Source organism: Candidatus Sororendozoicomonas aggregata, from assembly GCF_031528575.1.
Classification (GTDB): Bacteria; Pseudomonadota; Gammaproteobacteria; order Pseudomonadales; family Endozoicomonadaceae; genus Endonucleibacter; species Endonucleibacter aggregata.
The window spans coordinates 1-17,252 of the sequence record NZ_JAVLSP010000014.1 but is presented as its reverse complement, the minus strand read 5'-3'; the positions used below and the strand labels follow the sequence as shown (position 1 = coordinate 17,252).

General features: G+C 46.9%; 10 protein-coding genes and 1 pseudogene. 3 read left to right on the top strand and 8 right to left on the bottom strand.

Annotated features, from left to right (window positions below):
- Positions 1–11: 11 nt before the first annotated feature.
- From V4C51_RS04480 to V4C51_RS04440, 8 genes are all read right to left on the bottom strand, one after another.
- Positions 12–1,307 carry an RHS repeat-associated core domain-containing protein gene (locus V4C51_RS04480; protein WP_330924931.1) on the bottom strand — a complete coding sequence of 432 codons (1,296 nt, stop codon included), beginning with the start codon at positions 1,305–1,307 and terminating at the stop codon, positions 12–14.
- 220 nt (positions 1,308–1,527) lie between these two features.
- Entirely contained in the window at positions 1,528–1,818 is a 291-nt protein-coding gene (locus V4C51_RS04475; RefSeq protein WP_330924930.1) for a MafI2 family immunity protein, read from the bottom strand.
- Position 1,819: 1 nt separating this feature from the next.
- A complete protein-coding gene (locus V4C51_RS17795; protein WP_420797632.1) occupies positions 1,820–4,438 on the bottom strand; it encodes an RHS repeat-associated core domain-containing protein in 2,619 nt (872 codons plus the stop codon).
- A 438-nt stretch (positions 4,439–4,876) separates the two neighbouring features.
- Complete coding sequence (locus V4C51_RS04460; RefSeq protein ID WP_330924929.1) at positions 4,877–5,305, bottom strand: hypothetical protein; 429 nt, start codon at positions 5,303–5,305, stop codon at positions 4,877–4,879.
- The gene (locus tag V4C51_RS04455; RefSeq protein ID WP_330924928.1) at positions 5,305–5,985 is read right to left on the bottom strand and encodes a hypothetical protein; all 681 of its coding nucleotides are present in this window, start codon (positions 5,983–5,985) and stop codon (positions 5,305–5,307) included. The genes V4C51_RS04460 and V4C51_RS04455 overlap by 1 nt, the downstream gene beginning before the upstream one ends.
- Positions 5,986–6,069: 84 nt before the next feature.
- Positions 6,070–6,927 (bottom strand): transposase, encoded by an 858-nt coding sequence (locus V4C51_RS04450; RefSeq protein WP_330924927.1) that lies wholly within the window; start codon positions 6,925–6,927, stop codon positions 6,070–6,072.
- 177 nt (positions 6,928–7,104) lie between these two features.
- Positions 7,105–7,431, bottom strand: coding sequence for a hypothetical protein (locus V4C51_RS04445; RefSeq protein ID WP_330924926.1), 327 nt, complete (start codon positions 7,429–7,431; stop codon positions 7,105–7,107).
- The gene (locus V4C51_RS04440) at positions 7,412–14,809 is read right to left on the bottom strand and encodes an RHS repeat-associated core domain-containing protein (protein WP_330924925.1); all 7,398 of its coding nucleotides are present in this window, start codon (positions 14,807–14,809) and stop codon (positions 7,412–7,414) included. The genes V4C51_RS04445 and V4C51_RS04440 overlap by 20 nt, the downstream gene beginning before the upstream one ends.
- A 612-nt stretch (positions 14,810–15,421) precedes the next feature.
- Here V4C51_RS04440 and V4C51_RS04435 point away from each other — a divergent pair.
- The 3 genes and pseudogenes from V4C51_RS04435 to V4C51_RS17875 all read left to right on the top strand — a co-directional run.
- On the top strand, positions 15,422–16,474 hold the full coding sequence (locus V4C51_RS04435) for an NERD domain-containing protein (protein ID WP_330924924.1): 1,053 nt from the start codon (positions 15,422–15,424) through the stop codon (positions 16,472–16,474).
- 67 nt (positions 16,475–16,541) lie between these two features.
- Entirely contained in the window at positions 16,542–17,087 is a 546-nt protein-coding gene (locus tag V4C51_RS04430) for a hypothetical protein (protein WP_330924923.1), read from the top strand.
- Positions 17,033–17,252, top strand: a pseudogene (locus V4C51_RS17875) (IS701 family transposase); the annotation flags it as partial. The gene V4C51_RS04430 and the pseudogene V4C51_RS17875, both read left to right, overlap by 55 nt.

Sequence of the window (17,252 nt, the reverse complement as noted above, 5' to 3'; positions counted from 1 at the left end):
CAAGATTTATTTCAAGGATTTAAAGGCGCGTTTTCTGGGTATGCAGTTGATATTTTACCAAAATGTTTAGAGTTTGGAGGATACATTTCAACAACAATATCAACTCCATCTCTTGTGCCATGAATCTTATCTGCTCCCCAGCGCCCTGGCTTTACTACCGAATTAGGATCAGTCGCTACATCAGATATTTCATGTAATATCTTACTTTCATTCCAATTAGAAGGAAACTCGCTTTTCCCAGACTTCCCTGCCCCAGGAGCATGCCTGTTTAAGATATGAGCCTTTCTAAAATCAGTCAAATCAACATAATTATCAACTGCATTTAAAGCATTTCTTGCAGGGTTAGCTCTACCAACCCCAATCATCCCAGCAAGAACCGCACCTCCAACATTCCCTGCAGATAACTCCTGATAACCGTCGTTAACACCAGTAGCAATGCCATCAACCGCCCACTCTACAGGAAGAATAGGCAGTGCGGAAAAGCCTTGATTCATAAAATCATTTTGCCTGGCAAGGTCAATTTCTGCTTGTGTTCTTATTGTTGGGAAGACTTCATCCATAAAGCTTTTTTCAGCATAAATTCCCCCAGCATAAAGAGTTGGAGAATAACTATCTGCCGCCAACCCCCACGGATCAACATAATTCACCGGGCTATTCATCACATAGGCATACCGGTTCACCCCATCAATAAACCCTTTGGGGTCCAGCTGGGTAAAACGACCAATCTGTGGGTCATAATAACGGTTGCGGTAGTAGACTAAGCCTGTTGCATCGGGTTCCCGGCCGGTATAGCCAAACTGTGGCGTGGTACCGGTACTCGCCGTGATATTGCCCCAGTGGTCGTACTCATTGGAGGCAACTATCTCCCCCTTGCCATTACTGACCGCAGTAATAGAGCCTAAGCCATCACCGTGGTAATAACGTGGATCATTCGCTGCCAGCCGTAATAATGGATCGTCAATGGCTGCACCGTGGCTATACACGGCGTTTGCCGTATCCCAGTTGCTACCATACTCCGCAATAATATCCGGCCCACTGTAGTGGAACTGCTGCACATCACTGCCGACGACTTTTTTAATCCGGCGGATGCCGTGGTCGTAGGCGTAGGTTTCGGCTTTATCCGCCTGCCCGCTGATACTGACAGCATTCAGCCGGTCTAACGCATCATACCCAAGGGTGGTTGTTTTCCCTTCAAACGTCTTACTCACCATATTCCCATTGGTATCGTAAGCAAAAGAGGCAATGCTCGCATTTGTCCCTTTGTCTTTTATACCGGTGACCTGGTGCAGGTCGTTATGGCTATACACATGGGTTTCACCGTCAACGGTTCGTTCACGGCGGTTGCCGTACGGGTCATAGCTGATGGTATCAAATGGTGTACGTTTGCCGTACTGACGAACAGCTCCGCCTTCGAGAATTCCTTTTTATTGATGTTGGATTACCGGTCGAGATGTATACATTCCCACGCGGGAGCGACTCAATAATTAAGGCATATGCTCAATGCAAGGACCGCCCCCTTAGTCTCTATCACTCCCGCCTTCTATAAACCCAGTGACCCGCATCATCTATTGGCTTTGGCATATCAACCCTTATACATTTAGCAATAATAATATCATCCACGTCATAATCAGCAATGATCTCTGTTTCAACACAAGAAGCGGACTCTTTATCTTCATCAGAAATCATCCCATCAAAGTAAAACCTCACTTCAATATATCTATCGTTTTTAGAAAACACTACAGCTCGAAGGTTAGAAGAAATCTCACCCAATAGTGCTCGTTGGATAGATAGTCTCGCTAAAACTGTATCACTATACATGTTAAGGCCTTGCTGGTACGATGTGAATCCCATCTTTCGAGTAATGAATAATACCATTTGTAGTAGGAGAGGAACTCCCAGTTTTATCAATATATGTGCCTATATTTTCTCCGAAATTGATACGTTCTTTTGAACCCGGTTGACCAACCGGTATTTTTCCTACTTGCTGCCCTTGTCCTGCTTTTTTAGCCAGCTCTAAAGGATCACTTGTCATAGTACTCCGACCCGGCGTATAAGAATTATGACCAGGAAAATGCTTTTCTTGCGCTCCCCACTTCACATCTGGAGCTTTCTTTTCAATATCTACAACCTTTTTAACAATACTCCACGCTTTGCTAGCAAGTTTTATCGTATAAGCGGGGGTCAAGTCATCAACAAACGTCCCAGAAAGAGCACCTTGGTTCTGAAACTCCGGTGAATTATAGTAAGCGTCGGCTTCAGCAGCACTCCACGGCTGGGCCTGTATCGGCTGATGAATGGAAGGAAAGAATGTTTCCAGATAGTTTGTCTGCCCAATACTGTATGGATCAATCGTATTATTCTGCCCTGATCCTATCCCGCCACTATCAAAGTTAAATATCGGGTTACTTGCACTCAACCCCCAGGGATCAACATAATTCACCGGACTGTTCATCACATAGGCATAGCGATTCACCCCATCAATAAAGCCTTTCGGGTCCAACTGGGTAAAGCGGCCTATCTGCGGATCGTAGTAACGGTTGCGGTAGTAGACTAAGCCTGTCGCATCAGGCTCCCGGCCGGTATAGCCAAACTGTGGAGTGGTACCGGTACTCGCCGTGATATTGCCCCAGTGGTCGTACTCATTGGAGGCAACTATCTCACCCTTGCCATTACTGACCGCAGTAATAGAATCTAAACCATCACCGTGATAATAACGTGGATCGTTAGCAGCCAGCCGCAGCAGCGGGTCATCAACAGCAGCACCATGGCTATACACGGCGTTTGCCCTATCCCAGTTGCTGCCATATTCCGCAATAATATCCGACCCACTGTAGTGGAACTGCTGGACATCACTGCCAACTGTCTTTTTAATCCGGCGGATGCCGTGATCGTAAGCATAGGTTTCGGCTTTCTCCGCCTGCCCGCTGATACTAACAACATTCAGCCTGTCTAACGCATCATACCCAAGGGTGGCTGTTTTCCCTTCAAACGTCTTACTCACCATATTCCCGTTGGTATCGTAAGCAAAAGAGGCAATGCTCGCATTTGTCCCTTTGTCTTTTATACCGGTGATCTGGTGCAAGTCGTTATGGCTGTACACATGGGTTTCACCATTGACGGTTCGTTCACGGCGGTTGCCGTACGGGTCGTAACTGATGGTATCAAATGGTGTACGTTTGCCCTGAAGACTGATTGGACAGGTCTCACAGAGTTGCTCATAAACCTGAATAAAATCGTTCGCTTCAATCAGACGCCCTAAACCGTCATAGTCGTATTTCGTGTGTGTGGGCTCTACACCGTCAAGCCGGTAGTGAATAAGATCCGATGTCTCACCGGCCTTGTTGTAGTCGTAGCTATAGCGGAAAAGCCGTTCGTCCCCTTTGCGGGTTTCAATAGATTTGATTTTATTGTCTTTAAAGTAGGTATAGGCCGTTGTCAGGTCATTGGGGAACACCTTCTGTTGCAACAGCCCACCGGCATCATAGATATAGCTGACCAGGCCCTGATCCGCGGTGCGGATACCCGTTAACCGTCCAGTCGGGTCGTACAGATAGCGGGTAGAGTTGCCATCGCTGTCCTGTATCTGGTTCAGTAATCCGCCAGCGCTGTAATCGTAACTGACTGACTTATTGCCCCGGCTATCTTTGACCGTTTTCACCCGGTGAGCCCGGTCGTAGGTATAGGTGTAGGTGACGTTATTGGAAATCACTTCCAGTGGCTGACCCAGAGCATTGTACTGATAGCTGATGGTTTCATCGGCCTGACCATTCACGCCTGCTGTATGCTGGTTAATCAGCAAGCCGCCTACACCATAGTCATAGGTGGTCACCTGTCCTATTGGCGTGGTGCTGGTAAGTACATTGCTATGCTTGTCGTAGGTTTGTGTACTGCACTGATTCAATGCATCACAGCTTTTCAGCACACGGCCATAGTCGTCATAGTTGTAAGTCGCTTGCACCTTCAACTGATCGTTGCCACCTACACCCGTGACATGGGTAGTATAACCAGCGTACACAGCGCTTTGATGCCCCAGCGTATTGTAGGTATACGTTGTTACCGGTCGCACAGCACCCAACACAGCATCCTCATACACTGGGCTGACTACCCTGACTGCTCGTCCTAACGCATCGTATTCCGACAAGGTTTCACGGTTGGCATTATCAACAACCCGTGTTACTTGCCCGGCAGCATTGTACTCAAAGGTGGTTTTACGCTTTTCGGCATCTTCAACGGTTTTTAACCGTCCATTGTTATCAGGGCCATAATAGGTGTATTTGGTGGTATTGCCGTTGGGGTCTGTGAGTGTACGCAGACGCCCGACAAGATCTAACGTTCTTTTTACCGTATTGCCTTCTTCATCATAGGCTTTGGTCACCCGGTTTTTGCCGTCGTATTCAAAGTAGACCGTAAAACCATCCGGCGAAGTGGCCTTGGTCATATTGCCTGCGGCATCGTACTCAAAGTGGCTGACGGCACCGGCCGCATCCGTTGCGCTGACCTTACGGTTTGCGCTGTCAGAACTACGGGGTCAGGTCTTGAGAACTACGGGGTCAGGTCTTGAATCTTAAAAACTAAAGAACTACGGGGTCAGGTCTTGAATCTTAAAAACTAACGAGGAGTTGGAAATCCTATCAAGAATCAAGACCTGACCCTCAAAGTCGCATGGGTTTCACCGTCAACGGTTCGTTCACGGCGGTTACCATAAGGGTCATAGCTGATGGTATCCAGTGGGGTGCGTTTGCCGTACTGACGAATAGCTCCGCCTTCGAGAATTCCTTTTTATTGATGTTGGATTACCAATCGAGAGGTATGCATTCCCACGCGGGAGCATGGGAACGAGTCATGCATCCATATAATCTACAACCTAAACCATTTCTCATTCCCAAGACTCAGGAAAATAAATTTCCGTAGGTTCAACTTCATTAATTACTTTTTCAAGACTCAACTCCAAAGACATTATTTGTTTTTTATATTGCTGTAAATCAAATTCATAGTGATACTCTATATCTTCAATCTCAAAATCCCAATTAACAACATCATTCATATAAGTGACAGTAACCCCCTCCCAGCCACCATCATCAGCTATACCGGAGGCTGATGTAAAAATGAGATAACAGCCATTTCCTGAAAGGGATCTCACTAACTCTCTAAGTACAACAACTGAATGTTCCATATGTTCAAAGTACCTACAACATCTATTATCAATTTTTAAATCAACTAACACCCCTCTATTAAATTCAACACCATCTATAACAACCTTTTTATTGTCATTGATTTTTATTGCCGACAACGATATCTCATTCATTATTTTTTCTTCTTTGCAAAGTATGGGAACTGGGATGAACGACTTGGATTATTATGATTAATAAAAACTCGCATTTCTCCGGTAGGTGTATCAGGAGTGCTTATATTAAAATCATATGACTTTTTATATTTTGTTATCCCATTAGTTGTAACAGCATTCATATCACTGGACATAGTATCATCAACAAGAGCTTGGACATTTATATTTTCACCAAACTGTGTACGTTTCTTTGTAGAAACTCGGCCTGCATCAAACATATGTTTCTGGGCATGCACTGAAATAAAGTCATCAGCATTAGCACCTCCACCTCTTTTGTAAAATTTATTTGGTATTTTATTTGCTGTCCTTCCCAATACCCCTATAGCAAGAGTTCCTGCTTTTCCAGCTCCCTTAGCAATAGCTCCACCTACAAGTAAGTCAACAACATAAACATCCCCAACAGCCCCCTGCTTCTGAAACTCCGGTGAATTATAGTAAGCGTCGGCTTCAGCCGCACTCCACGGCTGGGCCTGTATCGGCTGATGAATAGAAGGAAAGAATGTTTCTAAAAAGTTTGTCTGCCCAATACTGTATGGATCAATGGTATTACTCTGTCCTTTATAGCCTGCACTATTAAAGTCAATCGTTCTGCCACTTGCACTCAACCCCCAGGGATCAACATAATTCACCGGGCTATTCATCACATAGGCATACCGGTTCACCCCATCAATAAACCCTTTCGAGGCGTACGGGGTCAAGGCGTACGGGGTCAAAGGCGTACGGGGTCAGGTCTTGAATATTGAACGTTGCCTCGCAATCATTTTACTCACTGTCGAGTAGTGCAATTCGAAAAAATCAGCAATGACCTTTTGTGTATAACTACCCGAGCAAAAAGCTGCAAATACCGCCACCTCTACAGAATCATAACCCGCCTTATAATATGCCAATGGCTTAGCAGGTTTACGCCGCTGCTTAAAAGGTATTTCAGATAATGCCTCACTGTTTTTCGACTGCTCTATATAGGCTTGCTGTGCTGTAACAAACTGATCATCCCCTAAGTAAATTTGCTGTTTGAGGTTTAACCAGATATTAACCCCTACCCCTTGCCGCACAAATTCAGAAAAACGATCGCAGGCTACCTCACGCTTTTGTGAAAATTGCAACAACGTCGCATCCGTTGCCAGCCAGTCAGGCGATGGTTTTACCCCCAAAGTATAGAGATAGCTACTCCATTGCCATTCCTCCGGGTCATCAACCATATGAGCACGAACAGGGTTCAATACAACATAACGGCTTAATTCCAAAAGATAGGCCGCTTTATCAACAAGAATAGCTTTGTACCGCCCCTGAAAAAGATGACCAACCCGAGCAAAACGACGATTAAACTTCATCGTATAAACACCATTCAACTGACGCATACCCGCTGAAAGATTTCCATCGGGTGTTTCAACGACAAGATGGTAATGATTAGTCATCAGACACCAGGAATGAACAACCCAGTTAAACTGTCTACAAACATTAGCTAAGACATCAATGAAAAGATCAAAATCTTTCTCTTCACGATAAATTGGCTGACGCTCATTCCCTCGTGAAGTCACATGGTAAAGCGCACCAGCATATTCGATCCGCAAAGGCCTGCTCACATCTACACTCCAAAACCATCAACAACGAGTATAAACGTAGAGCAGGTTTATGACTTGTCAAGAATCAAGACCTGACCCCTTTGCTTCTGACCCCTTTGCTTCCTTAGACCTGACCCCTTTGCTTCCTCAAAGTCGGGCAGTATTCCCACGCCGGAACGTGGGAACGAATCATTTAATTTATTTACATGGATAGTTAACAAAAACTCTTGAACTATTTAGTTTTAAACGAACCCCATTTACTATATGAAGTTTATTATCATAACCTAAAGGGTATAGTTCCGTCATACCACCATCATTAAATATTGCATCATGGATCATGCTTTTAGCAAAATCATACATTGCTAATCGCGATGAAAATTCAAAATAAACGTCTCCATTATTTACATTAACCTTAACCAACAAATTATGATCATCATTTTCAAAATTCTCCTCAGACACTAAATCATCGCTATCTTCAAATATTTCGACTTTACAGCTCATATCATTACTTTTTAATCTTTCCATTTTTATCCATCCTTATAAATCCACCATTACCATCAGGAATAATATGTAAATTTTCTATATCTTTCCCACCTCTTGGTTTTTGTAGTTGGATATTATAGTGGTCAATATCACCTTTTCCTTGAAACGGGCCTCCAAGGCCATGAGCCTTGTCGTCAAAATCCTTTCTGAATAATAGTTTACTACCATCATCTAATTTATACATCAGCTGATTAGGGTGACCTTGTGTAGGCTCGGCCTTAGATAAAGCTTCGATTAATGGATTAGACTCTTTTTTTGCTCCGCCACTTTTACTAAAAACCCCAGCAATCTTATTATATGCAGATTTTCCAAGATCAACAGCTTTACCACCAACTTTCAACGTATTGGTAACTGACTTTACCGGTGACATCAATATATTTAAAGCAGCATTCCCGACTCCTGCCCAGTTACCTTCCAATGCCGCATTTACACCTATAGCACCATTGGCGATTATACTTGGGATAGGCAAAGGAGAGTACTCTGCAATGCCATTTAGTAACTGCCCACCCACACTTCTAAAATCAAATCCCGAGTTATCCCAACTATCCGTTGCTCTCCCAGCACTCAACCCCCAAGGATCAACATAATTCACTGGGCTATTCATCACATAGGTATACCGGTTCACCCCATCAATAAACCCTTTGGGGTCCAGCTGGGTAAAGCGACCTATTTGTGGGTCGTAGTAGCGGTTGCGGTAGTAGACTAAGCCTGTTGCATCGGGTTCCCGGCCGGTATAGCCAAACTGCGGCGTGGTACCGGTACTCGCCGTGATATTGCCCCAGTGGTCGTACTCATTGGAGGCAACTATCTCACCCTTGCCATTACTGACCGCAGTAATAGAGCCTAAACCATCGGCGTGGTAGTAGCGTGGGTCGTTAGCTGCCAGCCGCAGCAGCGGGTCATCAACAGCAGCACCATGGCTATACACGGCGTTTGCCGTATCCCAGTTGCTACCATACTCCGCAATAATATCCGGCCCACTGTAGTGGAACTGTTGGACATCACTGCCGACTGCCTTTTTAATCCGACGGATGCCATGATCGTAGGCGTAGGTTTCGTTTTGTAGCCCGGTTTTATTAACAGAGGTTAAACGATCCAACGCATCGTATTTCAGCGCAGTAACGGTACTTCCTTCCGTTTTGCTGACCATATTACCGTTGGCATCGTAGGCAAACGTTGCTATATCGGCATCTGTTGCCTTGTTTTTAATGCCGGTGATCTGGTGCAAATCGTTATGACTGTACACATGGGTTTCACCGTCAACGGTTCGCTCACGGCGGTTGCCGTAAGGGTCGTAGCTGATGGTATCCAGTGGGGTGCGTTTGCCGTACTGACGAATAGCTCCGCCTTCGAGTACCTCTTTTACCGTGACATAATCATTGGCCTCTGTCAGACGCCCCAAACCATCGTATTCATATTCAATTTCCTCCGCCTTTTCCCTATCAGGCCGGTTACGAATGAAACGGGATGTTTCCCCGGCTTTGTTATATTCGTAGCTATAATGGAAAAGCCATTCACTCCCTTTACGCGTCGTGATTGATTTGATTTTATTGTCTTTAAAATAGGTATAGGCCGTTGTCAGGTCATTGGGGAACACCTTCTGCTGCAACCGCCCACCGGCATCATAGATGTAGCTGACCAGGCCCTGATCCGCAGTACGGATACCCGTTAATCGTCCGGTCGGATCGTACAGATAACGGGTAGAGTTACCATTGCTGTCTTGTATCTGGTTCAGCAATCCGCCAGCGCTGTAATCGTAACTGACCGACTTATTGCCCCGGCTATCCGTGACCGTTTTCACCCGGTGAGCCCGGTCGTAGGTATAGGTGTAGGTGACGTTATTGGAAATCACTTCCAGTGGCTGACCCAGAGCATTGTACTGATAGCTGATGGTTTCATCGGCCTGACCATTCACGCCTGCTGTATGCTGGTTAATCAGCAAGCCGCCGACACCATAGTCATAGGTGGTCACCTGTCCTATTGGCGTGGTGCTGGTAAGTACATTGCTATGCTTGTCGTAGGTTTGTGTACTGCACTGATTCAATGCATCACAGCTTTTCAGCACACGGCCATAGTCGTCATAGTTGTAAGTCGCTTGCACCTTCAACTGATCGTTGCCACCTACACCCGTGACATGGGTAGTATAACCAGCGTACACAGCGCTTTGATGCCCCAGCGTATTGTAGGTATACGTTGTTACCGGTCGCACAGCACCCAACACGGCATCCTCATAAACCGGGCTGACTACCCTGACTGCTCGTCCTAACGCATCGTATTCCGACAAGGTTTCACGGTTGGCATTATCAACAACCCGTGTTACTTGCCCGGCAGCATTGTACTCAAAGGTGGTTTTACGCTTTTCGGCATCTTCAACGGTTTTTAACCGTCCATTGTTATCAGGGCCATAATAGGTGTATTTGGTGGTATTGCCGTTGGGGTCTGTGAGTGTACGCAGACGCCCGACAAGATCTAACGTTCTTTTTACCGTATTGCCTTCTTCATCATAGGCTCTGGTCACCCGGTTTTTGCCGTCGTATTCAAAGTAGACCGTAAAACCATCCGGCGAGGTGGCCTTGGTCATATTGCCTGCGGCATCGTACTCAAAGTGGCTGACGGCACCGGCCGCATCCGTTACGCTGACCTTACGGTTTGCGCTGTCATAGCTCGACAACGCGTTATCAGCAATGGTGACACGGCCGTTCACAGGGGCTATCAGGCTTTGCACAATGGGCAGGCCACTGGCATCGTACTGAATCCGCTGCTTACCGCCATAAGGGGCATCACTTTCGATAATCCGGCCAGCATCATCGTAACGGAAGTTTACCGGATAAAATGCGTCGTTTACGCCTTCGACCAGGCGTCCCAACGCGTCATAACGGAAGTGATAGACGCCTAATCCTTCATCGGAGGCGACTGAACCATCACCGTCCACATCACCACTGTAGCTAATGGTGGTAGGCACAATGCCTTCGGTTTTGTTCTCCGCATCGGTGTAATCAAACTGCACCGAAGGCCCACCACTGGCACTGGCAATATCACGCACCTGATGCATATGGGTTTGTTTACCATTGGCATCGTACTCGTAACGGGTCCAGCTCAGGATATTCGCTGCCTGGCTTTGGGGATTAAAGCTGGCAGGGTCAACCGTGGCACCAAAGCCCGCTGTAAAGACGATGTTATCCGTCAGGTTGCCCTGGCTGTCGAACTGGTTCAGCCGGTAGTTACCCAGTGCATTTTTAATCAACTGTGGCTGACCAAAGGCGTTATAGCGCAGGTACTCCACGCTGTCGCCGGAAGGTAAGGTTTCTGAGATTAAATTGCCATTATCATCGTAACCGTACTCCGTGACATAACCCATGGCATCGGTGACTTTCGTCCGCAGCATAGGGTCTGTTGGATGCTCGTAGGCATACCGTTCTCTGCCTCCTTCCGGCCCGGTCATTTCAACAATGGAGCCATTCGGGTCAAAGATATGCCGGTCGATACCGCCCCGCTCATTAGTGAATGTTGACTCCCGTAAAAAGCGGTTATAGGTAAAAGAAGCCGTTTCGCCTTTGCTGTTGTAATGGCGATAGGTTTGACCATTAGCGTAATACTCAAAGGTCATCTGATAGCCGTTGGCATAGCCAAAGGTTTTCATCCGATCTTTAACGTTATAGCCTTCGCCGTCTTCGTAATAGGTATAGGTGGTGCTGTTTTTATTGGCTTTGCGGTCTTTGGGGTTGCGATAGCCCGTCAGCCGCCCCTGGTCATCGTACACATATTCATACACCGTGTTCGCCCAATCGAGGCTGATGGTACGAATCAACGATGAACCATTATCGTAACCAAACGTCACGGTACGATTATCCGCGTCACTGATCGTGATCAGGCGGTCCCCTTCGTAGGTTAATTGAATGGACAACCCATTTCGGTCCGTAATCGTCGTCAGCCGGGCGATATCGCCAGCTTCCCCTTTTACGTTTTCAAAGGTGTAGCGAATACCGCTTTTCTCTGTAATCACAATACCGGCAAGCGTACCACTGGTATGAGGCCGGGAGAGTGAAAAGTAAAACCCGTTCGGTATCGTTGTGTTACCTTCGGTGATATTCAGCGCCCCGGTTTTACACGTGGCATCACCATTACAGTCAGTGTCCTCCAGCGCAATTTTTACCAGTTTCTCAGAGCCGTTACCGTTACGCCAGACAATATGCCGGTCGAAATCATCCACCCCATTTTTGAATTCTAGGAATTGATTAAAGGTATGGGTCCAACCTGTACCAAAGGGGCCAATGGTTCGTACATCGCTGCTGTTATAGGTTCGTTTAAAAATGATATCAAGGCCACGGGTTGCCTGCTGAAAATCCGTCTCTTCATGCCACATGTTTCCGGTGACCATATTCACCGGGTCACCACCATTGACACTGAGGGGTGAATTCCCCAAGCCAATACCAGAGCCAACATTTGGGTCACGCTGAAAAAGAAACGACATATCCATGTTGAGATCATTGTCACTGACGGGCACCTGGTAGCCAGTCTCGCCCGTCACCATGCCAAGATTCAGGCCGAAATTCATCCCAGTGGAGTACACGGGCGTTTGCTGAACAAACAACCCATTACTCTCAAGACCAATTCCACCATCATAAAGATCCACCATAAAAGCACTGGCAAACCAATCACTGGTGATATTTTTTTTCAGTTCCCCAAGGTAGACATAGCCCTCCCAGGAGCTGTATTTGATGGGTATTTGAGGAATCGTCATCCGCACCTGCTCAGGCGCTTGAGTGCCCAGAAAGTAACTGGCAATACCGCTTACAGCTTCATCATCGTAACAATGCTCGGTAATCTCAGGTGAGCATCGCTGAATAAAACTTAATAGCGCGTTCAGGTCGTTAAAACGCTGAACGGGTATCTCAAGCTCATTGGCAATTTGCAGGCCGGTAATCGTGCTAATGGCATCTATCTCAGCATTTTCCTGCCAAATATAGGTTTCACTGTGTGAGCTTTGATACATCAGCAACGTTTGCCCTACGCTATCCAGCTCACCGGCTCCATTGACAATAACACTGGTAAACCCTGGCATATCCGCAATAAACCGATAGGATTGCAACGCATAGGGTTTATCACCCACATACCGCACATCGGCACGGGCAATGGTGGCCCCGATATTAAAGCCAAACGCTGGTGTATTCCCGCGCAATCTGGCCACCCGTTTTGCTGCTTGTTCGTCGTAGCGCATGTATTTAGTCAACGCGATATGCAAAAACTCGCCGATCGTCTCATCAGGGTTCTCAGAAGGGGTTGAATACTGATTGACGCTATTGAGCAAACGACTGCTGCGCTTGTTGATATAATGGCTTGACCCGTTAAAGGGGTAAGCGGTAAACGCATAATGGTTAACCGTTGACGCGAACTTGCCAAACGACTCACCAAACAGGCCAATGTCAGCAGAGTACACCTGGAAGTCAAACGGAATGGTTTGGAACTCGTTGCTCTTACACAAGGATACTGCTGGCGAGGTGTGAATCACTGTACCGTCCCGCTTAATGACAGGCTGAACCGACATATTATCGGTTTCACAACTCAGAACATGCTCACCATCAATAAACTGCCTATACAACGCTTTATCACTGGCAGACACCCCCTCGAATGACAATGTCATTCGATGCCGCGCGAAGTCTCGCAAGGGAATATCAAGCGGCGCTTCGTTGCCCAGCGTCACACGTACAGCCATTTCCCATTTTTCAGGTAATGTCGCTGTAGGTGGCTCCATCGGTACAGTGAGAGCAATCAGATAGGGTAAGCTATCGGGCAAAAAATCCACCGTTACTGGCTTTTTCTCCCAACGGTGCCCAATATCCATTAATGCCACGTTTTCTCTATCAGGCTTGGCAGCCACGCTGCTCATTAACTGGTTTTCGTAAGCATCTAACGGGCGCTGTCGTGTTCTGTGTGATAAAAAAGCCGCTGTATCAAAATTAACGGACTCACTCACGCCCTCGATTTTTTCATACTCTTTAAAACTGGCATCAAGGGTAAACCAGCGGTAACCTTCTTGCGTACTCCCCGAACCCCGGTAATTATTGGCCGGGACACAGGCGGTGACTTGCGCTTGTGCCGAATAAAAAATATCGACACCATTGATTGCGTCAAACTCGCTTACACTTTCGCTGTCACTCGTCATGAAGGGATAAGCTTCACGAGCACCTTTCCCCCGCATCGCCCAATTTGCTTTGAACGACTCAGCCCGATGCCAGTTATTATGGGCTGGTTTGTCTTCAATAATCGCAAGGTTCGCCGTGTACCGCGCTGGAATGCCTGATGCCCGAAGTAAAGCAATCAGCAGGCTTGCATGATCAACATCATTACCGGCACCGCTTTCCAACATACCCTTAACGCCTTTTACGGAACCCAGGTAAACCTCGTAATCAAACGAGTTGATAACGTACTCGTAGATCTTGACTGGCGAGTAATTCAGCTCGGCAGCCAACGCTGTCACCATTGCGTAGGTTTCGGGATCTAGCGCTAACTCGGGCTGGGCAATATCAAGGTCAGCAGCAATATTGGCCTGATGCGCTGAACCATTGGCATAACATGCCTGTACACCAGAGCCAGGCTCTGGCCGACGATAGTCAGCAGCACTGGCTGTTGGAATCAGGGTATTTAGGATCGTAAAAAGAGAGCGTTGCGCCATGTTTTGCAGCGACCATGACTCTTCCTCCTCGACCAGGCTACTGGTTTTTAATGCATCAGGCAGTACTTGCAAGTTGTCCCGGAAATGCTTCAGTTTTGTGGGGTCAGGCTTACGCGTAGCGTCTTCATTATCATTGATGACTTCCTTTTGATAACTGTTCTGGCGCTGCTTTGGCTCTTTCTTCAGGGCTTGCAGTTCTTCTTTTAGCGCCGCCAATGACGCTCGGCGATCACTGCTATTGCTCGCATTGCGATAGGCTTCCAACTTTTTCTGAATCTCAGCATAACGCTCACGAAACAATGTTTCAGAGGGTTTAACGCGATTGGCTAACCGGCCGCGCCTCTCCTGCCGCTTCTGCGCGCGCTCTTCAAACCGTTGTTTCATAGCTGCTATGCGGGCTTTTCGGCTGTCGGACAGAGATTCACCGGCATTTGTCTCTGGCGTTTCCTCCACCAGAGCCTCAACGTCTTTCATTTGCCGGTAAAATTCCTCCCGGCGTTGCTTGAAATCATTGAAGTTGTCACGCCGCTTGAAGTATTGTGCGATGGCAGGATCGGCAGGCTTTAATCCGGGAGGGTCATCATCAGCGGCGACGGATGATGCATTAAGCATCATCGAGCAGCTAACAGGTATCAGCACAGAGCGGCATAACAGATGGGATGTAAGGGAAAAAGTTGTTTTTATCATTATTTCAACCCTAAAACTCTGTTAGAGCGTACATGAATGTCTTGTGACACACTCAAACAGCGAAACCGTTCAGAGAGTAACGCTAACGAACGGCAAAATACGTCTATCGTTTACTACGACAGGCTGAGCAACAAGGTGAGAGGCTATGGAAAAATGAGGAAAGGTTTGCCTATAACAGACGTCCCGCAAGGACTGACTATTTAGGCACGCTACCGCCCATGAAGTGCGGTGATATTGTGGAGCACCATCACTTTTTATTGTTTTTATCGATGATTGTAGGGATATATCCTATATCAGCCGACTACTCAAAACAATCAAGAAATACGTATTTATACTTATTGCTTCAATGGGTTGGCGCAACTCCTTGGGAGAGTAATAATCTTACAAATACCATCCACCAGCCAAATAACATGCAATAGATGCTATGAGGCGTTATTAGGATGTCAAAACAGTAATGGGCACAAAAAAAGATATACAACGATTAAAACGACACTTATTCTTTAGTTTGTCCCTACTGCCTCGAATAACGCTGCCAGTCACGCTCTGGTTCTATTCAGAGCCTCGCGCGTATACGGGGTGACATAGAATAAAACGTTGATGTGCGGATACACTATGCCTGATAGTACCTTTATCGTTACCGAGAAATTCCCACAGTCCGGACTATCCTCTGAAAAAAGGGTGTGGAAAAGCCTGACACAAGCGTTTGCTCACGATGCCTGCCTTGCTTATTGGCGATACCCTTTATTTTCAAACGTTGGTGAGCGTCGAAAAGAGCCTGATATCCTGATGCTACACCAACGGCTGGGTATCATCATTATTGAAGTAAAAGGGTTAACGATTGATCAGATCCATTCCATTGACGGGCACCGGTGGAGCTACAACCATTTCTATAAAGACTGCGGCAACCCTTACGAGCAGGCAGAAAACCATTTATATAACTTTCTATCGATGGCTGACCGCCAGCCTGAAATCAGACGTCGGGTAGCTGGGCGGGCACTGGTCGCCCTGCCCAATATCTACAGACATGAATGGAAAGACAAAGGCTTCGATCAGCTCGCTTGCTGCCCTCCCATTATTTTCAAAGACGATTTGCAAAAAGGGTTCGGCTCTATCATCGCTGAAACGCCCCCTGTACAACCAGGACAAGTGCTCGATGATGGCAAATGGCACCGACTGCGCGGCGTGGCAGGCAATACGCCTGTCGTTAAACCCGTAGAGTCCGGCACAAAAACCTCTACTAAAACCAAAGCAGAAAGCCTGATAAAATCCCGACAAACCATTGCCGTATTTGATAGTGAGCAAGAAGCTGCCGCCAAGCAGATCCCGGAAGGCCCTCAGCGTATCCGTGGTATTGCGGGTTCAGGAAAAACGGTATTACTGTGTCAAAAAGCGGCTCAAATGCACTTAAAGCACCCGGACTGGGATATTGCCTTAGTCTTTTTCACCCGATCCCTCTATAGCAGCATTATTGACCTGATAGACCGCTACATTCGTCAATTCACCAACAGTGAACAGTCCTATGATCCCGAAACAAGGCGTCTGAAAGTGTTCCATGCCTGGGGCGCAAAAGACCAGCCGGGCCTCTATAGTGAAGTTTGCCATACGGTTGGTTGCCGTAAAAAAATACCCACGGACTTTCCAAAAGATGTACCCATAAGTACATGACCATTTGCTTTCCAAGTTGGCCTACAGTCCTTGCAAGGCCCGCCAGCAAGAAAATATATGTTTTCATTTGGTCATGTACTTAGCGGCAAGGCTTGGATTAGCCATCAATGATATGCGAAGCTGGCTGGAGCGCACTCATTCTAAGATTCCACCGCTTTATGATGCCATTCTCATTGATGAAGGCCAGGACCTTGTCTTCAATCCAGAGTATAAAGAGCACGGCGTGCAACCCTTTTACTGGATGGCCTATAACTTCTGTAAGCCGATAGCAACATCAGAAACCCTCTCCCTGTTTGAGCCAGAAGAAAAAAGCAACGACTCCAGTCAAGACCTCCGGCGTTTAATATGGGCCTACGATGAAGCTCAATGTCTGGATTCCCTCGCGATCCCAACTGCACGAGAAGTGTTTGGTAAGTCATTCTCTTCCTTGCTGCAAGGCCAATATGAGGGAGGCATAAAACGAAGTACGGTGATGCACCGCTGCTATCGGACACCTGGCCCCATTCTTACTGCCGCACATGCTATTGGTATGGGGTTATTGCGTGAAGAGGGGATGATATCAGGCGTTACCACCAAAACTTTGGGTTTGCGCGACTTTATCGGACGTGGCTAAAAAACGAGCCGCGCCATTACGTTGTTTGCACGCCTGATGCAGAACCGGAAACGTTATCGAAATCACTCTTTGACAGGCTACACAGCCATCATTGGTATATTGAGGAGTATCATAGGGCGCTGAAGCAGCTGTGTAACATTGAGCGTTTTCAGGTGCGAGGAAAGC